The 20,302-nt window shown below is 61.5% G+C and carries 19 protein-coding genes; 10 read left to right on the top strand and 9 right to left on the bottom strand.

Annotated features, from left to right (window positions below; all coding sequences use genetic code 11):
- Window positions 1-162: 162 nt before the first annotated feature.
- Window positions 163-1,311, top strand: a complete 1,149-nt coding sequence (gene ampC, locus J3P97_RS17095) for a class C beta-lactamase (protein ID WP_434672344.1) — start codon at window positions 163-165, stop codon at window positions 1,309-1,311.
- A 150-nt stretch (window positions 1,312-1,461) separates the two neighbouring features.
- On the opposite strand, the gene J3P97_RS17100 is transcribed toward ampC, so the two are convergent.
- The 4 genes from J3P97_RS17100 to J3P97_RS17115 all read right to left on the bottom strand — a co-directional run bounded on the left by J3P97_RS17100 (window position 1,462) and on the right by J3P97_RS17115 (window position 5,220).
- A complete protein-coding gene (locus J3P97_RS17100) occupies window positions 1,462-2,010 on the bottom strand; it encodes a DUF4174 domain-containing protein (protein ID WP_434672345.1) in 549 nt (182 codons plus the stop codon).
- Window positions 2,011-2,146: 136 nt separating this feature from the next.
- Window positions 2,147-3,505, bottom strand: coding sequence for an erythromycin esterase family protein (locus J3P97_RS17105; protein ID WP_434672346.1), 1,359 nt, complete (start codon window positions 3,503-3,505; stop codon window positions 2,147-2,149).
- A 69-nt stretch (window positions 3,506-3,574) separates the two neighbouring features.
- Window positions 3,575-4,360 (bottom strand): sulfite exporter TauE/SafE family protein, encoded by a 786-nt coding sequence (locus J3P97_RS17110; RefSeq protein WP_434656929.1) that lies wholly within the window; start codon window positions 4,358-4,360, stop codon window positions 3,575-3,577.
- Window positions 4,361-4,470: 110 nt separating this feature from the next.
- Window positions 4,471-5,220 (bottom strand): hypothetical protein, encoded by a 750-nt coding sequence (locus tag J3P97_RS17115; protein ID WP_434672347.1) that lies wholly within the window; start codon window positions 5,218-5,220, stop codon window positions 4,471-4,473.
- Window positions 5,221-5,518: 298 nt separating this feature from the next.
- On the opposite strand from J3P97_RS17115, the gene J3P97_RS17120 reads away from it, so the two are divergent.
- Complete coding sequence (locus tag J3P97_RS17120; RefSeq protein ID WP_434672348.1) at window positions 5,519-6,667, top strand: aldose epimerase family protein; 1,149 nt, start codon at window positions 5,519-5,521, stop codon at window positions 6,665-6,667.
- Between the two features lie 111 nt (window positions 6,668-6,778).
- Complete coding sequence (locus tag J3P97_RS17125; RefSeq protein ID WP_305500194.1) at window positions 6,779-7,600, top strand: aldo/keto reductase; 822 nt, start codon at window positions 6,779-6,781, stop codon at window positions 7,598-7,600.
- 175 nt (window positions 7,601-7,775) lie between these two features.
- Here J3P97_RS17125 and J3P97_RS17130 read toward each other — a convergent pair whose 3' ends face one another.
- Window positions 7,776-10,139: a DNA polymerase II gene (locus tag J3P97_RS17130; protein WP_434672349.1), complete on the bottom strand. Its 2,364-nt coding sequence runs from the start codon at window positions 10,137-10,139 to the stop codon at window positions 7,776-7,778.
- Window positions 10,140-10,367: 228 nt separating this feature from the next.
- Between J3P97_RS17130 and J3P97_RS17135 the strand changes: the two genes are divergently transcribed.
- The 5 genes from J3P97_RS17135 to J3P97_RS17155 all read left to right on the top strand — a co-directional run bounded on the left by J3P97_RS17135 (window position 10,368) and on the right by J3P97_RS17155 (window position 14,321).
- The gene (locus tag J3P97_RS17135; RefSeq protein WP_305500192.1) at window positions 10,368-10,808 is read left to right on the top strand and encodes a CBS domain-containing protein; all 441 of its coding nucleotides are present in this window, start codon (window positions 10,368-10,370) and stop codon (window positions 10,806-10,808) included.
- A gap of 70 nt (window positions 10,809-10,878) precedes the next feature.
- Window positions 10,879-11,475: a paraquat-inducible protein A gene (locus J3P97_RS17140; protein ID WP_434573292.1), complete on the top strand. Its 597-nt coding sequence runs from the start codon at window positions 10,879-10,881 to the stop codon at window positions 11,473-11,475.
- Window positions 11,472-12,131 carry a paraquat-inducible protein A gene (locus J3P97_RS17145; protein ID WP_305500190.1) on the top strand — a complete coding sequence of 220 codons (660 nt, stop codon included), beginning with the start codon at window positions 11,472-11,474 and terminating at the stop codon, window positions 12,129-12,131. The genes J3P97_RS17140 and J3P97_RS17145 overlap by 4 nt, the downstream gene beginning before the upstream one ends.
- Entirely contained in the window at window positions 12,112-13,767 is a 1,656-nt protein-coding gene (locus J3P97_RS17150; RefSeq protein WP_305500189.1) for an intermembrane transport protein PqiB, read from the top strand. The genes J3P97_RS17145 and J3P97_RS17150 overlap by 20 nt, the downstream gene beginning before the upstream one ends.
- 17 nt (window positions 13,768-13,784) lie before the next feature.
- A complete protein-coding gene (locus tag J3P97_RS17155) occupies window positions 13,785-14,321 on the top strand; it encodes a PqiC family protein (RefSeq protein WP_434573287.1) in 537 nt (178 codons plus the stop codon).
- A 1-nt stretch (window position 14,322) separates the two neighbouring features.
- Here J3P97_RS17155 and J3P97_RS17160 read toward each other — a convergent pair whose 3' ends face one another.
- Window positions 14,323-14,952, bottom strand: a complete 630-nt coding sequence (locus tag J3P97_RS17160; protein WP_434672350.1) for a glutathione S-transferase family protein — start codon at window positions 14,950-14,952, stop codon at window positions 14,323-14,325.
- 195 nt (window positions 14,953-15,147) lie between these two features.
- Here J3P97_RS17160 and J3P97_RS17165 point away from each other — a divergent pair, with 195 nt between their 5' ends.
- Window positions 15,148-15,582 carry a phage infection protein gene (locus J3P97_RS17165; RefSeq protein WP_434672351.1) on the top strand — a complete coding sequence of 145 codons (435 nt, stop codon included), beginning with the start codon at window positions 15,148-15,150 and terminating at the stop codon, window positions 15,580-15,582.
- Window positions 15,583-15,667: 85 nt separating this feature from the next.
- Here the strand turns inward: J3P97_RS17165 and J3P97_RS17170 are convergent, their stop codons facing one another.
- The 3 genes from J3P97_RS17170 to J3P97_RS17180 all read right to left on the bottom strand — a co-directional run bounded on the left by J3P97_RS17170 (window position 15,668) and on the right by J3P97_RS17180 (window position 18,775).
- A complete protein-coding gene (locus tag J3P97_RS17170; RefSeq protein WP_434672352.1) occupies window positions 15,668-16,762 on the bottom strand; it encodes a DUF1615 domain-containing protein in 1,095 nt (364 codons plus the stop codon).
- A gap of 187 nt (window positions 16,763-16,949) precedes the next feature.
- Window positions 16,950-17,924, bottom strand: a complete 975-nt coding sequence (gene hemB / locus J3P97_RS17175; protein ID WP_434601227.1) for a porphobilinogen synthase — start codon at window positions 17,922-17,924, stop codon at window positions 16,950-16,952.
- 152 nt (window positions 17,925-18,076) lie between these two features.
- Window positions 18,077-18,775: a glutathione binding-like protein gene (locus tag J3P97_RS17180; RefSeq protein WP_434672353.1), complete on the bottom strand. Its 699-nt coding sequence runs from the start codon at window positions 18,773-18,775 to the stop codon at window positions 18,077-18,079.
- Window positions 18,776-19,117: 342 nt separating this feature from the next.
- Between J3P97_RS17180 and J3P97_RS17185 the strand changes: the two genes are divergently transcribed.
- The gene (locus tag J3P97_RS17185) at window positions 19,118-19,789 is read left to right on the top strand and encodes a histidine phosphatase family protein (protein ID WP_434573276.1); all 672 of its coding nucleotides are present in this window, start codon (window positions 19,118-19,120) and stop codon (window positions 19,787-19,789) included.
- The last annotated feature ends 513 nt before the right edge of the window (window positions 19,790-20,302 follow it).

Genomic DNA, 20,302 nt, shown 5'->3' on the forward strand with positions numbered 1-20,302 from the left:
TGAGGCCAGTCGCGTCAGGCCGCCGGGCTTTTTGTAGGAATGCTCCCGCATCCTTGTGGGACCATTCTGAACCTGGCCTCTACTCGATGGCCTCGGATTGCCCGACAGCGGAAAACGTCCTAGATTGACCCCCCTCAAGGAGAGCTAACGAGAGCGGTCCAGATGCACATTGCCAAATCGATACTCGCCGGGACTTTTGTCCTGGCCTGCGGGACGACCCCGGGCTTCGCCCAGGAGCGCATTGAAGACACGGTCAATGCCGTTATCCAACCCTTGATAAAAGAGCAGGACATCGCGGGCATGGCCGTGGCGATCACGCACAACGGCCAGCGCCGGTTCTTCAATTATGGCGTTGCCTCCAAAGATACGAAAAAAGCCGTCACCGAGCAGACCCTGTTCGAAGTCGGCTCGATCAGCAAGACATTTACCGCGACACTCGGCGCCTACGCCCAGGCCCAGGGCAAACTGCAGCTGTCAGACCTCGCCGGTCGCTATGCCCCCGAATTGCGTGGCAGTGCCCTTGAAAACGCCCGCCTGCTCGATCTCGCCACCTATAGCGTGGGCGGCCTGCCGTTGCAGTTTCCCGACGATGCCGACCATCCCGACCGGATGTTCGGCTACTACAAATCCTGGAAACCGCTCTACCCGGCCGGCACCCAGCGGCTCTATTCGAACCCGAGCATCGGCTTGTTCGGCTTCCTGGCGGCCCGCAGCCTGGGTCGACCGTTTGATGAGGTGATGGAACAGACGCTGATGCCCGGGCTGGGCCTCAAGCACAGCTACGTACAAGTGCCACAAGATCAAATGGGAGCTTACGCCCAAGGCTACGCCAAGGATGGCAAGCCTGTGCGGGTCGGGCCTGGCGCGCTGGCCTCCGAAGCCTATGGGGTGAAGATCAGCTCAGCGGACCTGATCCGGTTTGTCGAGGTCAATCTGCAACCCGGGAAACTGGACGCGGGCCTGCAGCGAGCCATTGCTACGACACAAACAGGTTTCTACAAGGTTGGAGGGATGCACCAGGGGCTGGGCTGGGAGTTCTACCTACCTCCGCTCACCGTCGATGGCTTGCTCGCCGGCAACAGTCCACAGATGGCTTTGACGCCGCAAAAGGCCGAGCCGCTCACCCCGCCGCGCCCCGCGCCCGACGGCGCCTGGATCAACAAGACAGGGTCGACTAACGGTTTCGGCGCATACGCAGCGTTCGTCGCTGGAGAGGACTTGGGAATCGTGATGCTGGCGAACAAGAACTACCCGATTGAAGAACGGGTGAGAGCCGCGCACCAGATCCTGATGGCATTAGAAGCGCGGTGAGGTGCTTTTGTGGCGAGGGAGCTTGCTCCCGCTGGGTCGCGCAGCGGCCCCAAATCTGTCAGACGATGAGCCCGGAAAAAGCATAGGGCTGCTACGCAGCCCAGCGGGAGCAAGCTCCCTCGCCACGGGGGGTATCGTTGCTTTCAGGAATCAGTCATCCAACGGTTTCGGCGCAGCCGCAGGCTTTGTTGCCTTGCCCGGCTTGGTGCCTTTGGCGTCCTTGGCCGGCTCGGGTTCCGGCGCTGGCGGTGGGGTTGGCGCCGTGGCTTGTTTTTCCGTCTCGGGCAGCTTGTCGACGGTATCGAACAGCGCCTTCAGTTCGATCGCGCCGGAATGCTCAAGCTTCTTTTCCCCGTCCTTGCCTACCAGGATGATCTTGGTCTGCGCTCCCGCTCCCAGCTTGAGGGAACGGATCAACGCCATGGTGCTTTGCGGGTCGAGGTCTTTGCCATCACGCTGGCCGATGGTATTGAGCACGGTATAGAGCACCATGTTGCGCTCCGAGAAACCCTGCTTGCCCGCCGGCTCGTCCAAGGCTTTTTTCAGGCTGACCCACGCAGGATCGACAGAGCTGGGCGCGATGACAATCACGGGCCGGGACTTGCCCACCTCCGCCACCAGGGGTGAGTCGCCATCTGCAGCGAACAACGGGCCGGCGATGGCCAGCAAGGTAGCGAAGGTCAACGACCGAATAAGCATGCGCCTCTCCTTTTGATAATTACGCTGTACTGATTGCACATGGCGGCGATTGTTCCGCGAGAGTCGCCCGATACCGCTATTGCCTGCCCTGAAGCTTAGGCCAACGGACTCATAGCGCAACCACGGCAGGCCGGCTTCAGAGGCCAAACGGGAAGGTGTCTTCCTCGCGCTCCAGCGTGTGCGGCGTGGGCAGCGGAGTGACGGCTTCGGTCTGCTCGAACCAGAGCCAGGCATCAAATTGCTCGGCCAGTACCGCTTCGAAATAATGACTCTGGCGTTCGGTTTCAGGGCGGTAGATCACCCCGATGGCGCGTTCGAGCAGCGGCTCGGACAGCACGTCCAACAGTGCTTCGTCCGGGTCGGTCCGCCAGTCCGTGAGCGATGCGCGCACACCGGCCAGTGAAAACTCCCGCTCCCAACTGCCGGCCAGCGCCGGCACCACCTGCTTGATTTTCATCGGCGCGTCCCAGTCATCGGCTGCCGCCACGCTGCCACGGTCGGTGCCCATGCCCAGCAATACCGCGTCGCGGCCATAAGCCATGCGGCACAACTGGCCGATGTTGAACTCACCCTCCCAGCCCATTCGTGTCGCGGCGGCGTTGCCGATGTGGGAGTTATGCGCCCAGACGATCGCTTTCGCATCGGGCCCGCGATGCTCCAGCAGGCTTTGCAGGGTGTCGAACATGTGCCGGTCGCGCAGGTTCCAGGACGACTTGCCGCCGCGATACATGGCGCGGTAGTACTGTTCGGCGGCGCGCACGACGCGGGCGTTCTGCACCGCGCTGAAGAAGCTCTCGTCATCCTCGATCAACGGATCAAGGCGCTCGGCGAGCAGCGTGTTGAGCTGTTCGACCACGGCGTCTTCGCATGTCGCCAGGTTGCCGCGCTCGGTGAAATGGCCATACAGCGCCGGGTCGTCGTGCCAGGGCGTCAGACAGCCATAACGATGGCGGGCGTCACGGGCCAGGTGGGGATGGCTCTTGTCGAGGTAATCGAGTACCTCGTCGATGGAATGGCGCAGGCTGTAGACGTCCAACCCGCGAAACTCCACGCGATGAGCGTCAGGCTGGCCGAGATTGTAGCCGCGCAACCAACGGACAAAGTCCTGGACATCGGTGTTGCGCCACATCCAGCTGGGAAACCGGGCGAACGCCTGCTGTTTCCAGGCCGAAGGCCCCAGGTCGCGCACGCAGCGGTCGATCTGTCCGGCATCGGGCCAGTCGGCTTCGACCGCGACAATGCCGAAGCCGTGACGCTCGATCAGGTGCCGGGTAATAGCAGCGCGGGTGCGGTAGAAATCATGGGTGCCGTGGCTGGCTTCGCCGATCAGCACGACCTTGGCGTCGGCGAAGCGATCAAACATTTCGCCAAAGCTCGGGCTGTCCTCGGCAGGCAGCGGTTCGGCGTGACGGCGCAGGATGTCGACGATGTCGGTGCGCGGTTCGGCGCGACGACGGCGCAGGCGTTGCAGCAGATCTCTGGCTGGGCTGTTCATGGATCGAGGCCTCATCAGTACCTGGTTTACAGGTATGACTATGCCGAGGTAGCCATGACTCCGACCAAATCAGAACGCGAGTTTGAAACCGATCATGGCCAACATCACCGCCAGGCAAGGGCGCAGGAGCTCGTCGGAAACGCGTCCCGACAAGTGGCTGCCCAGATAGATGCCCGGCAACGAACCGATCAGCAGAAAGCCGAGGATGTGCCAGTCCATGTTGCCCATGCTTGCGTGGCCAAGGCCCGCGACCAGGGTCAACGGCACGGCATGGGCGATTTCGGTGCCAACCAGGCGCTTGGTGACCAGGAACGGATAGAGGATGAACAGCGCGACGGTGCCCAGGGCGCCGGCGCCGATGGAAGTCAATGCGACCATCGTGCCCAGCACCAGGCCGGTGATGACAGTCAACAGGTTGAGCCGCGAGCCACTGGGGTTGTAATGGCCGCCGGCGCGGTCATGGGCAAACTGCAGCAGGCGCTTCTTGAACAGGATTGCCAGGGCGGTGGCGAACAGCACAAAGCCCAGGGCTTGCTTGATGACCGCGTTCATCGCGTCGGGAGAACTGTTCAGGCTGCTGAGAAACCACAGGGTCAGCCCAACCGCCGGCACACTGCCCAAAGTCAGCCAACCGGTAATGGCCCAGTCAATATTGCGGTTTTTCGCATGGACCAGCACGCCGCCGGATTTGGTAATCGCCGCGTACAGCAGGTCAGTCCCCACCGCCGTCGCGGGGTTGATGCCGAACCACAATAAGATGGGCGTCATCAGCGATCCGCCGCCGACGCCGGTCATCCCGACGATGAAACCGACCACCAGTCCCGCTACGACTAAACCGACATTACCGAAATCCATCAAACCCGTCTCAGCGCGACCGCATGAAAAATCTGGCCGCGAGCATAGCGATTTTTCTTATAACTCCCTATATCGATGTGATCTATGTTTATTCCATTTGCACGACGCAGCTACTGAACAGGCAGGAAATTGAGAAACAGCAGACTCTGCGCATAATTCAAGCCGATTCGCCGATAGCGCTCGTCCAGCATCTGGGTCAGCAGGTCGAGGCGCGCGACGATCTTCCCGAACTCCACGGCAAAGCTCAGGTTGCTGCCCTCCTCCGAGATTTCATTGGAGAACAGCATCGGCGTGCCGTCCTTGTTCTGCCGCTGGCCCAACAGCCACGTGGCTTTCTCGATGTTGCGCGCCGAGTTGCTGACGAAGCGCGGATCGATGGTGTCGGTCATGTAGAACTCGAGACGGTTGCCGTGAGCCGTCACCAGCATGCTGCCAATGGCATAGATGAACGCTCCGACCCGGTCACCGAGAAACTCGGGACTCATCGCATAGCTCAGCGCTGCCAGGTCCTTCCTGTTGCCCAGGGCCGGCAACGGTTGCTGCTGTTCAATCGCCTCGCGCACTTGCTTGACGGCGATACGGGCATCGAGAAAGCCAGATTTGCGCAGTTCTTCCGGGTTGCGCAGGTAGAGCTTGTGCATCAGCAGGTAAAGGCTCTGCAGGTTGTCATGCATCGACAGCGTGGCCATGCGGTCGACGCTGGTCTGCAAGAACTCCTGGGGCCTGGCATTGCTGAACTGGGTAACCATGTCCTGGCCTTGCTGATGGCTGCATCCGCCGCTGAGCATCAGCAACAGGCTCGCCAGCAGCAAGCCGCAGCGACGTGGCAAGACCCTCACGGAATGTAAGACAGCGGCCATCGAATCTCGGTCTGGGCATGGGGAAGCGGTGGGGAATCGCCGTTTCCTGGCCATGGATAGAGCGGCAAAAACCGTAAAAGTGCGGTAACGGCCGTGAGAGTACACGTTTGGCCAAGGTTCGCTCCGCTCAATTAGTCTTACTTTTTAATTGATAAATCTCAATTTATAGCTATAAATCCCTTCTCTACCCTCAAATAGAAAGACTACTGAACAGAAAAACCTTCATCGCTGTCCGACAGGTAACGGACTCGACCACGTTAAAAACAACAACAAAACAACAGGAAAGGAAGGTCACACCATGCTTGAATCCAGACATCTGCTCACGGCCCTCGGAGTCTCTCTGATGATTGCCACCTCTGCCCAGGCCGCCGGCCTGACCAATGAACGCGTTGCCTTCGGCAAGACCAACGACGGCACGCCGGTTGAAAAATACGTACTGCGCAACAGCCACGGCGTCGAGGCGACCGTCATCACTTACGGCGGGATCCTCCAGTCACTGATCGTGCCGGACAAAAACGGCATGACTGCAGACATCGTGCTCGGCTTCGACGATGTGCAGGGTTACCAGAAGAACGGCAACGTGTATTTCGGCGCGACCATCGGCCGCTTCGGCAACCGTCTGGCCGGCGGTGCGTTCGAGCTGGATGGCAAGCGTTACCAGGTGCCGCAGAACGACAAGGACAACTCCTTGCACGGTGGGCCGCAAGGCTTCGACAAGCGTGTCTGGAAGGCCGAGCCGAGCAACGACAAGGACTCGGTAGGCGTGACCCTGACGTATCTGTCGGCGGACGGTGAAATGGGCTTTCCCGGCAACCTGAAGACCGACGTCACCTACAGCCTCAACGACCAGAACGAATTGCGCATCGACTACAAGGCCAGCACCGACAAGCCGACCGTGCTGAACCTGACCAACCACAGCTATTTCAACCTGGCCGGCGCCGGTAATGGCGACATCCTCAAGCAAGTCGCGACGCTGCACGCGTCCCGCTACACACCAGTGACCGCCAAGCTGATCCCCACCGGCGAGCTGGCGCCAGTAGCCGGCACCCCGATGGATTTCACCAAGCCCACGCCCATTGGCACGCATATCAAGGCTGATCATCCGCAGCTGAAATTTGCCGAACCGAAACAAGGCGGCTTCGATTTCAACTGGGTACTCGACGCCAAGGGCGACGTGAACAAACTCGCCGCCGAGGTCCAGGATCCGCAGTCCGGACGGCGCCTGCAGCTCTACACCAGCGAGCCGGGCGTGCAGTTCTACACCAGCAACTTCCTCGACGGCACGATCAAGGGCAAGCAAGGCAAGGTCTACCCGCACTGGAGCGCGTTTACCCTGGAAACCCAGCATTATCCCGATTCGCCAAACCAGCCATCCTTCCCTACCACGCGACTTGATCCGGGCCAGACCTACACCCAGACCATGGTGCTGAAGTTCTCGGCCGAGTAATCCTGCCACCAACCGATCGTTCCTGCCTTTTGCGCGGGAACGATCAAGGTTGGAACGCCTGGTCTATCCTGCTGCCACACGCTGTATCGACCAGCACGACAGGAGATGTGCATGAGAACTGTGGAATTGGCCGGCGTATCCGTACCGGTAATCGGCCAGGGCACCTGGCGGATGGGTGAGGAACCGTCCCATCACAAGAAAGAAGTAGCTGCCCTGCGCCTGGGCATCGAACTGGGTATGAGCCTGATCGACACGGCCGAAATGTATGCCGAGGGCGGCGCCGAGCAGGTCGTTGGCGAAGCGATCACCGGGCTACGCGACCAGGTGTTCCTGGTGAGCAAGGTCTACCCGCACAATGCCAGCCGCAAAGGCATTCCGTTGGCCTGCGAGCGCAGCTTGCGGCGCCTCGACACCGATTATATCGACCTCTATTTGCTGCACTGGCGCGGCCAGTACCCACTGGAGGAAACCGTCGAAGCGTTTGAGCGCCTGCGCGAAGAAGGCAAGATCGGCCGCTGGGGCGTGTCGAACTTTGACGTCGACGATCTGGAGGAGCTGGCCTCGCCGGTCTGCGCTACCAATCAAGTGTTGTACAACCTGCAAGAACGCGGCATCGAATTCGACCTGCTGCCCTGGAGCCAGCAACAGCGTATGCCGATCATGGCCTATTGTCCGGTCGGCCAGGGCGGGCATTTGCTCAAGGACCACACCCTGCAACAGATCGCCGAACGCCACCGCGCGACGCCGGCACAGATCGCCCTCGCCTGGCTGCTGCGCCAGGACAACGTCATCGCCATCCCCAAGGCTGTGCAAGCTGAACACGTGCGCCTGAACGCCGAAGCGGCGAATCTGCAGCTTGAGCCTCAGGATCTGGCGGCATTGGACCTGGTGTTCCCGCAGCCACAGGGCAAGCAGCGGTTGGCGATGGTCTAGTCCACTCGACCGCCGTGGTGATGAGCGCGCCCTTATTCCAGCGGCGCGCTCTTGTGGCGAGGGAGCTTGCTCCCGCTCGGTTGCGCAGCAACCGCCAGAAACTCAGGGCCGCTACGCAGCCCAGCAGGAGCAAGCTCCCTCGCCACAAGGGCATCCCTGCCGCCAACAATGTCGATCAGAACAACCCCATCTGCCCACCGATCAACGTTGAAAAATCATCATCCACAAACGGCAGGATCGCATCCGCCACCGGCTGCAGCTGCTTCGTCACGTAGTGGTCATAGTCAATCGGCGCGCTACGGATTTCCAGCGGCTCGGGGCCGGCGACGGTGATGACGTAGCTGATCCAGCCGCCATTCTGGTATTGCCGTGGCCGGCCCTGGCGCTCGTTGAACTCGTCGGCCAGCCGCGCGGCCCGCACATGTGGCGGCACGTTGCGCTCGTAGTCGTCCAGCGGACGACGCAAGCGCTTGCGGTAGACCAGGCGTTCGTCGAACGCGCCGGCCAGGGTCTGCTGGACATAATCGCGAACGTAATCCTGATAGGGCTGGCGATGGAAGATCCGTCCATACAGTTCCTGCTGGAACTGCCGGGCCAGGGGCGACCAGTCGGTACGCACGGTCTCCAGGCCCTTGTAGATGATCTCGTCGCTGCCGTCGGCACGGGTCACCAAACCGGCGTAGCGCTTCTTGCTGCCCTCCTCCGCGCCGCGGATGGTCGGCATCAGGAAACGCTTGAAGTGGGTTTCGAATTGCAGCTCCAGCGCGCTTTCCAGCTCGAACTCTTCACGTACGTGATCACGCCACCATTGGTTGACGTGAGCGACCAGCTCCCGGCCGATCGCCGCGGCTTCTTCCTGGCCGTGGGGGCGGCGTAACCAGACGAAGGTCGAATCGGTATCGCCATAGATCACCACATGGCCCCGCGCTTCGATCAGTTGCCGGGTACGCTGCATGATCTGGTGGCCGCGCAAGGTGATGGACGACGCCAGGCGCGAATCGAAGAAACGACAGCCACTGGAGCCAAGCACGCCGTAGAACGCGTTCATGATGATTTTCAGTGCCTGGGACAGCGGCGCGTTGTGTTCGCGCTTGGCGGTTTCCCGGCCGTCGGCAACCCGCGCCACGATGGCCGGCAGGCAGTGCCCGGTGCGCGAGAACCGCGCCCCGCGAAAACCTGGCACCGACTCGGTGTCGTCCGGGTGGCGCAGGCCTTCGATCAAGCCCACCGGGTCGATGAGAAAGGTGCGGATGATCGATGGATACAGACTCTTGTAGTCCAGCACCAACACCGATTCGTAGAGCCCCGGCTGGGAATCCATCACAAACCCGCCAGGGCTGGCCTCCGGCGGACGCTGGCCGAGGTTCGGCGCGACGAAACCCTGGCGATGCATCAGCGGCATGTACAGATGCGTGAACGCCGCCACCGAGCCGCCGCTGCGATCCGCCGGCAGGCCGGTGACGCTGGCCCGTTCCAGCAAGAACTTGAGCAGCTCGGTCTTGGCGAAGATGCGCGTGACCAACTCGCAATCCTTGAGGTTGTAGCGAGCCAGGGCCGGTTTATCCTCGGCGAACATGCGGTTGATTTCGTCCATGCGCTGGTACGGGTTGTCGATGGACTTGCCCTCGCCCAACAGGGTCTGGGCGACGTTTTCCAGGCTGAACGAAGGAAAACTCCAGGTCGCCGAGCGCAAGGACTCGATCCCATCGATGATCAACCGGCCAGCCGCCGAGGCAAAAAAATGGTTGTTGCGCGCGCCGTGCTCGCGCCATTGCATTTCTTCCCCGCCACGGCCAAGACGCAGCGGCACGGCCAGGCGGCGGGCGTGTTCATGCAACACGCGCAGATCGAACTGCACCAGGTTCCAACCGATGATCGCGTCGGGATCGAAGCGGGCGAACCACTCGTTGAGTTTCTTCAACAGCGCCGCGCGGGACTCGCAGTATTCCAGCTGGAAATCCACCTCACGATCATCGCCATTGGGCGGCCCGAGCATATAGACCTGGCGCTCGCCGCAGCCCTCCAGGGCAATCGAATACAAATCGCCCTGGGCGGTGGTTTCGATGTCCAGGGACACCAGCCGCAGCGGTGGCCGGTAGTCGGGCGCGGGTTTCATCTGGGCATCCAGGAGCAAGCCATCGGTTGAGGGCGTGCCGCCGAACCAGACCGGTGCGGTAATGAAGCGCTCCATCAGGTAGCGTTCCGGCGGCCGGATGTCGGCCTCGAATACATCCACGCCAGCCCGCCGCAATGTCGTGTCCAGCCGCATCAGTTGCGCATGTTGCCGACAATACAGGCCGAGCACCGGGCGGTGCTCGAAATCCAGCAGGTCCAGGGGCCGCAACTCGACATCCTTCTCGCCCTGCAACAGCGCCTCGACCTGGCCACGCTGGATCTGCGGCACGAACGCCACCGACGTCTGCACCGGCAGGCGCACGCGCCGGGGACCGGCATCCGTCGCCAGCCAGAACTCGACTTCGGTGCCCGCCGGGGTATCGCGCCAATGCCGGGTCAGGACGAAGCCCTGCTGTAGATCCACCGCTGAAACCTCGAATTTTGCGTGTTACGCATTCTACCTGACCTGGGGACTTCACCTGCCCTTGGATCTGCTTTCGTGGCGAGCCACGACAGCGCGCCACAATAAAATCAATGGTTTTTCACCATCCATGACGGTTTTGGACGGCTGACTGCCGCTTTACCGCTTGCTCTGCGCCGTTGGGTCTACGATTCTTGAACCACCCGCACAAACAACACCCGAGGCTTCCCCATGAAAACCGTCGCGCAGTTGCTCCGGATAAAAGACGAGAAAAACCAGCAAGTGCACACCATTTCCCCGGACGACATGGTCTTGCAGGCCCTGATGCGCATGGCCGAGAAAAATGTCGGTGCCTTGCTGGTGGTCAAGAACGATGAAGTGCTGGGCATCATCAGCGAGCGCGACTATGCGCGCAAAATGGTCCTGCACGGGCGCTCTTCGGTGGGCACGAAAGTCAGCGACATCATGGTTTCGCCCGTGATCACGATCGATCCACACCAGAACGTCGAGACCTGCCTGAGCATCATGACCGAGAAACACCTGCGGCATTTGCCCGTGGTGGAAAACGGCAAGCTGGTCGGCCTGTTGTCCATCGGTGACCTGGTCAAGGAAGCCATTGCCGAGCAGGCGGACCTGATCAGACAACTGGAGCAATACATTCGCGGCGAATGATTGGCTCGGGCGGGTTGCTCATTCTCGACTCACTTCTATATTGAAGGAGTTGCCCCCGCCGAGCATCCTCATGGCCGTTACCGACCGACTGATCATTTGTGAACATTGCGATGCAGTGTACGAGCCGGTTGCGCTCGCCCCGCATCAAAAAGCCTCGTGCGTGCAATGCCATGCAGTGATCCAGCGCTACAACGGCCTGACCATCGAACAGCGCCTGGCCCTGACCATCACGGCAGCGGTGCTGTGGGCCTTCGCCAATGTCTATCCGGTGATGAGCATCCGCCTCCAGGGCCTGAGCAACAGCGCGACCCTGTGGGATTCGGTCGTGGCCCTGAGCCAGGGACCCATCACCTTCATCGCCCTGGTGGCCGCGGTCGCGATCATCATCGCTCCGGCGTTCCAGTTGGCGCTGCTGCTCTGGGTGCTGGGCTACGCCCATTCCAACCGACGCGCCCCGGCCTTCAACCTGTGCATGCGCAGCCTGGAAACCCTGCGCCCGTGGAGCATGCTGGAGGTGTGCTTGCTGGGAGCCCTGGTGGCTGTCATCAAGCTTGCCGGGTTGCTGGATGTGCTTCCCGGTATCGGTCTGTTCGCCCTGGCGGCCTTGAGTCTGTTGATGATCCGCATTGCCGGTCGCGATGTGCGCGACCTGTGGAACACCCTGTGAACGCCGCAACGCCGGGCAATCCGCCCCGCGCCAGCGATCTGAACCTGTGCCTGTGCCACAGCTGCGGCCTGGCTTGCGACATGACCGACGAACCCGACACCTGCCCACGCTGCGATGCCGCCCTGCACCGGCGCAAACCCGATACCCTGACTCGCACCTGGGCCTACATGCTGGCGGCACTGGTGTTCTACATCCCGGCCAACCTGCTCCCGGTCATGAACACGCAGATGCTCGGCGACGGTGCGGACAGCACCATCATCAGCGGTGTTCTCGAGTTCTGGCAGAGTGGTGCCTGGGACATCGCGCTGATCATCTTCATCGCCAGCATCGCGGTGCCGGGGATCAAGTTCGTCGTGTTGACGTTGCTGCTGGTGACCGTGCAACGGCGCAGTACCTGGGCCCAGGTGCAGCGCGCCAAGCTGTATCGGCTGGTTGAAGTCATCGGCTACTGGTCGATGCTTGACGTGCTGGTCGTGGCCCTTGTGGCGGCACTGGTCAAGTTCCAGGCCTTGAGCGACATCGAACCGCGACCGGGGATCCTGTTCTTCGGCCTCGTGGTGCTCTTTACCATGCTGTCGGCCATGAGTTTCGACCCGCGGCTGATCTGGGACACCCAACCATCCGAGGAGGTCATGGATGAAGTCACAAGCCACTGACGGACAACCCGCACCGGGCCGTGCCCATGTCTCCACCCGCCGCTGGACCGTGTCGCTGGTGTGGATCGTGCCGATCATCGCGGTGCTGGTGGGCGTGTCCCTGGTGGTCAACAACTGGCTGCAGGAAGGCCCGACCATCACCATCACCTTCAAGACAGGCGAAGGCCTGACCGCCAACAAGACCCCGGTCAAATACCGCAATGTGGTCATTGGCCAGGTCACCGACGTGCAACTGAGCGACGATCAGAAAAACGTGACCGCCACGGTCAAGCTCGCCAAGACCGCCGACACCTTCACTCATGAAGATTCGGTGTTCTGGGTGGTCCGGCCGCGGATTGGCGCGGGCGGGATCTCCGGGATCGACACCTTGCTGTCGGGAGACTTCATCGGCGCCGACGCCGGTCATTCGAAAGTGCGCGCCAAGTCCTTCACCGGCCTGGAGGCTCCGCCACCGATCACCTACGGCGAACCGGGCAAGCGCTTCACCCTGCATTCCCAGGACCTCGGTTCGCTGGACATCGGCTCGCCGGTGTATTTGCGCAAGATTCCGGTGGGCCAGGTGGTGTCCTACGCATTGGACGCCGATGGCAAAGGCGTCAATATCGAGGTGTTCATCAACGCGCCAAATGACGCCTACGTCACCGAGAACACCCGGTTCTGGAACGTCAGCGGCGTCGACGTGAACGTCGGCGCCAACGGTTTTGCGGTCAAGACCGAGTCGCTGTCCGCCCTGCTCGTCGGCGGCATTGCATTCCGGGCCCCGGAATACAGCCCCAACGACACGCCCGCGGCCGAAGACAAGGATTTCGAACTGTTCGCCGACCAGCAAAGCGCCCTGGCCCCGCCCAGTGGCAAGGCGCAGTACCTGGCCTTGCGCTTCGACCAGGCCTTGCGCGGATTGCGCGTCGGCGCCCCGGTGGAATTCCTCGGGATCGAGATCGGCCGGGTGGTCTCCATGAACCTGGACTTCGACGAAAAGCAGCGCACGTTCCCGGTCAACGTAGGAATCGTGATCTACCCGCAACTGCTCGGCAAGGCCCACGAGAAACTGCTCAAGTCATTGAACTATGACCCGGAAGACGAAGCCGCCGCCGCGCGCCTGGTCGGCAGCTTCGTCGAACGCGGCCTGCGCGCCCAGGCCCGCAGCGGCAACCTGCTGACCGGGCAGTTGTACATTTCCCTGGATTTCTACCCCAAGGCCGAGAAAGTCGCGTTCGACCTCGCCGCGCGCCCCCTGCGGATCCCGACTATCCCGGGCAGCCTCCAGCAGTTGCAGGAACAATTGCAGACGGTAGTCGAGCGCATCAACAAGCTGCCGCTGGAAAGCATCGCCAGCAACCTGGACGGTAACCTCGTGGAGCTGCGCAAGGGCCTGTCGCAATTCAACAGCAAGACCCTCCCGGGCGTGCAAAGCACCTTGCAGGACGTAAGCAAGACCTTGCAGTCGGCGAACTCGACCCTGGCGGAAGATTCGCCGCAGCGCGAACAATTGACCCAGACGCTGGATGACCTGGGCCGAATGTCGCGTTCGCTGCGCGAGCTGTCCGATTACCTGAGCCGACACCCTGAGTCGCTGCTTCGTGGCCGTCCGAAAGATGCTCCGGCGCAGAACCTTACCTTTCCGGTGAAAGAATGATCACAGGAGCACGCCCGATGCCGCTGATGCTGAAATGTTCGTTGATCGCCCTGGCACTGCTGCTCGGTGCCTGCCGCAGCGATCCCATTCACTACCACACCCTGAGCCCGGTCCAGCCGGCTGGTCAGGCGCGTGCAGGGGTGGATATCCAGATCGAACAACTCAGCGTCCCGCCGCAAGTGGATCGCACCCAGATGGTGATTCGTCAGGGCGACAGCGGTCTGGCGATCCTGGAAACCGAATGGTGGGGCTCAAGCCTGGCGGATGAACTACGCAGCAGCCTGGACGAGCAATTGAGCAACCCCGGGGCCCCCAGGCGGCTGTTGCGGGTGGAGGTGCAACGCTTCGACTCAATCCCCGGCCGCTATGCGCGCATGGACGTGCAATGGCGCTTGCGTAGCCATGGCAACGAAGCTCAGGCCCTTACCTGCCGCAGCAGCCTGCAGACACCGGCCGGCGGCAGTATTGACGACCTGGTGAAAGGTCATCAGCAGAACGTTCGACAGCTTGCAGAACTCGTCCGCCAGGCCGCCTCGCGCAATGCGTGTCCCTGATTCATTCGGGCCAGTGCAATGAAAGCACTGGCGCGACTCGCGGATGGCGGTCGATGCGCTCCAGCAGGGCGTAGAACTCAGGACGGGCACTGAGCATCGCTTCCCGGGTTTCGACCCACTTGGTAATCACCGCCGCCAGGATATCCAATGCACCGGGCTCGGCACCGCCGAGGAAAGGGCTCGCAGGAAACTGGTCGGCAAACAACGCCCAGTTGCGATACAGACGTTGCTTGGTGCCCGCCACCAATCGCTCCCGAGCAGCGTCGTCGGCGTCGGGCAGCCAGCGCTGCGGAAAATCGATGATGCCGATCGGTGTATAGCAATTGGCGGCGATATACACCAGGCCGCGTATGACCTGCGCACGTTGGGCCGGATCATCCGGCAGCAGTTTCGATTCCGGAAAAGACAGCCCCAGGTGAATCAGGATCGCCGCCGCCTCGGTGAGCACCGAGCCGTCCGGCAATTGCAGGGTCGGGACCTGCTTCTGTGGATTCAGGGCTTCGAGTTCCTTCGCCGCGTCGTTTTCCTCGGTCGAATAGGTATCTACCCGCCGGTAAGGCACGCCGCAAACATCCAAGGCGACCTCCACGGCAGAGGAACCGGATTGGCTGTGGCCGAATAACTGATACATGGACTGGCCTCCTTCAAAAGGGATTCAGGTCGGTAGAGCGCACCGGTGCCCCAGTGTTCCATCAACCTGGCCGACACCAACCCGGCGAGCTATCACCGCCATCGATGTTCACCATCACGTCAATGAAGTTCTCACGATCGGTGCCCGGCGCAACAATGGCCCCACACAAACCAACGCACCCCGGAGCACACCATCATGAAACGCCAAATCATCCTCAGCCTCGCTTTCTCCGTTCTGGCAGCCAACGTATTCGCCGCCACTTCCCAGCCCGTCGTTGCCGAAGGCGGCTCTGACCGACTGATCGAAAACCGTGTTGCCGAAGGCGGTGCCGATCGCCTGCTGGAACGCCGCGTTGCCGAAGGTGGCTCCGACAAGCTGATCGAAAACCGTGTTGCCGAAGGCGGTGCTGACCGTCTGCTGGAACGCCGCGTCGCCGAAGGTGGCTCCGACAAGCTGCTCGAAAACCGTGTTGCCGAAGGCGGTGCTGACCGTCTGCTGGAACGCCGCGTTGCCGAAGGTGGCTCCGACAAGCTGATCGAAAACCGTGTTGCCGAAGGCGGTGCCGACCGTCTGCTGGAACGCCGCGTTGCCGAAGGTGGCTCCGATAATCTGGCCAAGAACCGCGCATGAATTGTTACCACCGTGCTGCAAGATCCTTCAAGCCATCACAGTAGAAGCCCGGCCTCATCCGCCGGGCTTTTTCATGGCCGAAGATTCAGCGCCCCGAAGCCCGCGTCATGCACCGCTGATACCGCTCGTCCACGCGCTTGGCAAACCATGCAGTGGTCAGCTTGCGAGTGATTTTCGGACTCTTGAGCACGATGCCCGGCAACACCGCCCGAGGTAGCGGCTTGCCCTCGGCCTTCTCAGCTAGTTCGAACACCCGCTTGTAGAGCTTGCTGTCCTCGAACGCCAGGCTGTCGCCCAGTTCCAGCTGATCGCGGATGGTCGGGTTGCGCATGCCCAATGACTTGCCCAACGTGCGCACCGCCAGCTCCGTGCTGCCGGGCATGATCGAATCAGGCAGGATCAAATCACCGTCCAGGGCCAGCGTAATGCCCGAAGCGCGACTCACCGCATGCTGGAAGGCCGCGTTGCGACTGGCATACCAGCCAGCATTAAAATCGGCGAAACGGTACAGCGGCTCGGTATAACTGACGGGATACCCCAACAAATGCGCGATGCCGAAATACATCCCTCCGCGACGACTGAACACTTCCCGACGAATCGAGCCATCCACCGTGTAGGGATAATCGCGCGCATTGGCTTGGGCAAAGGCGATGCTGACCTGCATCGGCCCGCCCGTATGCACCGGGTTGAACCCATCGAACAGGGTTTTGCCGAGCGGCACCATGCCGATGAAATCATCAAAAATTGCGCTGAGTTCCTTCTCGCTGCGCGCCGCGTTGAGGCGGTCGCTGTAGCTTTTGCCATTGGACGAGCGCACCTGGAGGGCGCCGCTCACCAGAAACCCGGGGATGCGTAGCTTCGCCGCCCGGCGATCGATTTCCTGCCGGGCGATCTTGCCCAGCCCCGGCACGGCGGGATCGGCCTGGAAGGTCGACTCTTGCTCAGTCACCGCCAGCACTGAACAGATGTTCTGGGTCGTTGGCGGGATCTGCTGCGCCGCAAAGGCCACGTAGATGTCCGTGGCCCAACCTTCCCGATCGGCGGTCTTGGCCGGCAATAAGCGCACGATCTGCGCCTTGACTTCGGCAGGCTGGCGCTCAGGCTCCTGGGCCTGACGGCTGCCGCAGCCGGCCAGGGCCAGCAATGCGGCAAGAGTGATCATCAATCGAGTGAAATGCATGGTGCTCCATCAGTTCCCTTGTTCGGGAGCAACCATACGATCAAAAGCCTGTGGAGGCTACTGATGCAAAGCGAGCACAACCTTGTGGGAGCGAGCTTGCTCGCGAGGGCGGTGTGTCAATCACCCCAAATGCTCGATGATGGACCGCTATCGCGAGCAGGCTCGCTCCCACAGGAGTAGTGCTGGCTCAGATCCCGCTCAGCGCCAGATCCATCGCGAAGTACGTGAAGATCAGGTCCGCCCCTGCCCGCTTGATCGCGCCGAGGCTCTCTCGCACGACTCGGGCTTCGTCGATGGCGCCGGCCTGTGCGGCGAACTTGATCATCGCGTACTCGCCGCTGACCTGGTAGGCCGACAATGGCAGGTTCGAGGCCTCGCGGATGTCGCGGATGATGTCGAGATAGGCCCCTGCCGGCTTGACCATCAGCCCATCGGCGCCTTCCTGCTCGTCGAGCAGCGACTCGCGCAAGGCTTCGCGGCGATTCATCGGGTTCATCTGGTAGCTCTTGCGATCGCCTTTCAACGCGCTGCCGCCGGCCTCGCGGAACGGCCCGTAGAGCGCGGAGGCGAACTTGGTAGAATAGGCCATGATCGCCGTCTGGCTGAAGCCCGCATCATCGAGCGCCCTGCGAATGGCCTGGACTTGCCCGTCCATGGCCGCCGACGGCGCGATGACATCCGCGCCGGCGCGTGCCGCCGCTACCGCTTGTTTGCCCAGGTTGATCAGGGTTCGGTCGTTATCGACTTCGTGACCGTGCAGCACCCCGCAGTGGCCATGATCGGTGTACTCACAAAAACAGGTATCGGACATCACGATCATTTCCGGCACGGCGTCCTTGCAGATTCCGGCCATGCGCGAAACCAGGCCACGCTCGCTCCACGTGTCGCTGCCGTCGCTGTCCAGATGATGGGACACACCAAAGGTCATCACCGCCTTGATACCGGCACGAGCATACCGCTCGATTTCCCCGGCCAGCTTCGATTCCGGGATACGTACCACGCCGGGCATGCTCTTGATCGGCACGAAATCGTCGATTTCCTCTTCGACGAAAATCGGCAGTACCAGATCATTCAAGGCCAATTCGGTTTCCTGGAACAGGTTGCGCAGGCTTGCATTGCGACGCAGACGGCGTGGACGGGCTGCGGGGAACTGACTGGACATGGGACTCCGGAGGCGAAATGGGACACCAGATAAAGCTTATGCCCTGACCAGGCAGGGCACAAACGCCGACTCATGAACAGAGTGTTACCGGACAGGCAATAATCCACTCACAACGTCAGCGAGCCGTTGCTGCACGTCACCCGATTAGCGGGTCATTCCGGAATCTTCAAGCCGCGCGCCACCGCCGGCCGCGCCAGGAAACGTTCCAGCACCCGCGTCACGTTCGGGAAGTTCTGGATACCTACCAGATCACCGGCCTCATAAAAACCAAGCAGGTTGCGCACCCATGGGAACGTGGCGATATCGGCGATGGTGTAGCGCTCGCCCATGATCCAGTCGCGTCCTTCCAGACGGCCATCGAGTACCTTGAGCAGGCGTTTGCTTTCCTCGACGTATCGGTCGCGCGGCCGTTTGTCCTCGTAATCCTTGCCGGCGAACTTGTTGAAGAAACCCAGCTGACCGAACATCGGACCGATGCCGCCCATCTGGAACATCAGCCACTGGATCGTCTCGTAGCGCGCCGCCGATTCCTGCGCGAGCAGCTGGCCGCTCTTGTCGGCCAGATAAATCAGGATTGCTCCCGATTCGAACAACGCCAACGGCCGATCTCCCGGCCCGTGGGGATCAAGGATCGCCGGGATCTTGTTGTTGGGGTTGAGCGAGAGGAACTCGGGGGACAGTTGGTCATTGTTGCCAAAGTCCACCTTGTGCGCCTCGTAGGGCAGACCGATCTCCTCCAGCATGATCGACACCTTCACGCCGTTGGGGGTCGGCAGGGAATAGAGCTGGAGCCATTCAGGGAACTGGGCGGGCAATTTCTGGGTGATGGGGAAAGGGGTCAGGTCGGGCATGGCATGGGTTCCATGGATCAGTCGGAAAGCCCAAGCATAAATCAGCTGAGCAGGCTTTGGGGCCTTTGAACACAAGCCTTGGCTCTTGAGGGACAGGGCCTCTTTCTTAATTCCGCAACATCCTGTCGCTAACATTCGCTGCGTCCCTTGGCGGGACGCCGCTACAGTGCCCGGCATCAATCAGGATTGAACGCCCAGGATCGAACCAAAGAAGCGGCGGGCACTCTGAGAGATGCCCCGAGCAATCGAAGCGGCCATAACGACAGGGAGAACACCCGGAGCCAGAGGCTTTGCGGTGCCGGGGTTTGTCAGCCTGAATCGAGAAGACAAAGACATATATCGATGATCAACCCACTGAAGTTCGCCCAGTTGAAACGCCGTCCGTGGCTACTGCTACCGACGCTGCTCGTGACCTGTGGGCTGGTGCTGTCGCTGGAATCCAGCGTCAGCAGTGCCCAGCCCGTCGACGGCGTGCAGACGCTGGTGTTCCTGCGCCACGCGGAAAAACCGGTCGGTGGCCTCGGCCAACTCAATTGCCAGGGGCTGAACCGCGCCATCGACCTGGCCACCCTGCTGCCAGAAAGATTCGGTGAAGCCGACTACGTGTTCGCGGCCAATCCGACCCGTAACGTTGAAGAGGGTGAGCTGGATAACTCCTACAGCTACATTCGCCCCTTGATGACGATCAGCCCCAGCGCCATCAAGCTCGGCCTGCCGGTAAACATCGAGTATTCAGCCAACGACACCAGTGACCTGGCTGATGAATTGATGCAGGACAAATACCACAACTCCACGATCTACACGGCCTGGTCCCACGGCTACCTGCCTGAACTGATCAACAAGGTCGCGGGTGAAGCGGTGGGCAAGCGGCAGACCATCACCGACGACTGGGCATCGAGCGATTTCGACTCCCTGTACGTACTGACCCTGACCTGGCACAACGGCAAGGCCAGCCTCACCAGCCAGAGCTACAAGCAAGGCCTGGATAACGGGCAGAAGACCTGCCCGACGTAATCGGCCAAGGATTACTGTGGGAGCGAGCCTGCTCGCGATGGCGGCAGCACATCCAACATTCCCGCCAACTGACCCACCGCTTTCGCGAGCAAGCTCGCTCCCACAGGAAATCGGTGGTGGACGCAGAATTTGTGAGCAGCCGCAGATCCATGTGGGAGCGAGCCTGCTCGCGAAGACGGCAACACATCCAACATTCTCGCCAACTGACCCACCGCTTTCGCGAGCAGGCTCGCTCCCACAGGAAATCGGTGGTGGACGCAGAATCTGTGAGCAGCCGCAGATCCATGTGGGAGCGAGCCTGCTCGCGAAGACGGCAGCACATCCAACATCCCCGCCAACTGACCCAGCGCTTTCGCGAGCAGGCTCGCTCCCACAGGAAATCGGTGGTGGACGCAGAATCTGTGAGCAGCCGCAGATCCATGTGGGAGCGAGCCTGCTCGCGATGGCGGCGTCACGGACGAAGAAGATGTTGAATGTGCTGGCCTCTTCGCGAGCAAGCTCGCTCCCACAGGA

Source organism: Pseudomonas sp. R1-15, assembly GCF_051132085.1.
Classification (GTDB): Bacteria; Pseudomonadota; Gammaproteobacteria; order Pseudomonadales; family Pseudomonadaceae; genus Aquipseudomonas.

Coding starts and splice junctions, on each gene's coding strand:
- J3P97_RS17100 (WP_434672345.1), bottom strand. CDS start 2,010: ATGCTTATTCGGTCGTTGACCTTCGCTACCTTGCTGGCCATCGCCGGC.
- J3P97_RS17150 (WP_305500189.1), top strand. CDS start 12,112: ATGAAGTCACAAGCCACTGACGGACAACCCGCACCGGGCCGTGCCCAT.
- J3P97_RS17140 (WP_434573292.1), top strand. CDS start 10,879: ATGGCCGTTACCGACCGACTGATCATTTGTGAACATTGCGATGCAGTG.
- hemB (WP_434601227.1), bottom strand. CDS start 17,924: ATGTCCAGTCAGTTCCCCGCAGCCCGTCCACGCCGTCTGCGTCGCAAT.
- J3P97_RS17110 (WP_434656929.1), bottom strand. CDS start 4,360: ATGGATTTCGGTAATGTCGGTTTAGTCGTAGCGGGACTGGTGGTCGGT.
- ampC (WP_434672344.1), top strand. CDS start 163: ATGCACATTGCCAAATCGATACTCGCCGGGACTTTTGTCCTGGCCTGC.
- J3P97_RS17105 (WP_434672346.1), bottom strand. CDS start 3,505: ATGAACAGCCCAGCCAGAGATCTGCTGCAACGCCTGCGCCGTCGTCGC.
- J3P97_RS17120 (WP_434672348.1), top strand. CDS start 5,519: ATGCTTGAATCCAGACATCTGCTCACGGCCCTCGGAGTCTCTCTGATG.
- J3P97_RS17115 (WP_434672347.1), bottom strand. CDS start 5,220: ATGGCCGCTGTCTTACATTCCGTGAGGGTCTTGCCACGTCGCTGCGGC.
- J3P97_RS17160 (WP_434672350.1), bottom strand. CDS start 14,952: ATGTATCAGTTATTCGGCCACAGCCAATCCGGTTCCTCTGCCGTGGAG.
- J3P97_RS17165 (WP_434672351.1), top strand. CDS start 15,148: ATGAAACGCCAAATCATCCTCAGCCTCGCTTTCTCCGTTCTGGCAGCC.
- J3P97_RS17170 (WP_434672352.1), bottom strand. CDS start 16,762: ATGCATTTCACTCGATTGATGATCACTCTTGCCGCATTGCTGGCCCTG.
- J3P97_RS17135 (WP_305500192.1), top strand. CDS start 10,368: ATGAAAACCGTCGCGCAGTTGCTCCGGATAAAAGACGAGAAAAACCAG.
- J3P97_RS17125 (WP_305500194.1), top strand. CDS start 6,779: ATGAGAACTGTGGAATTGGCCGGCGTATCCGTACCGGTAATCGGCCAG.
- J3P97_RS17180 (WP_434672353.1), bottom strand. CDS start 18,775: ATGCCCGACCTGACCCCTTTCCCCATCACCCAGAAATTGCCCGCCCAG.
- J3P97_RS17185 (WP_434573276.1), top strand. CDS start 19,118: ATGATCAACCCACTGAAGTTCGCCCAGTTGAAACGCCGTCCGTGGCTA.
- J3P97_RS17155 (WP_434573287.1), top strand. CDS start 13,785: ATGCCGCTGATGCTGAAATGTTCGTTGATCGCCCTGGCACTGCTGCTC.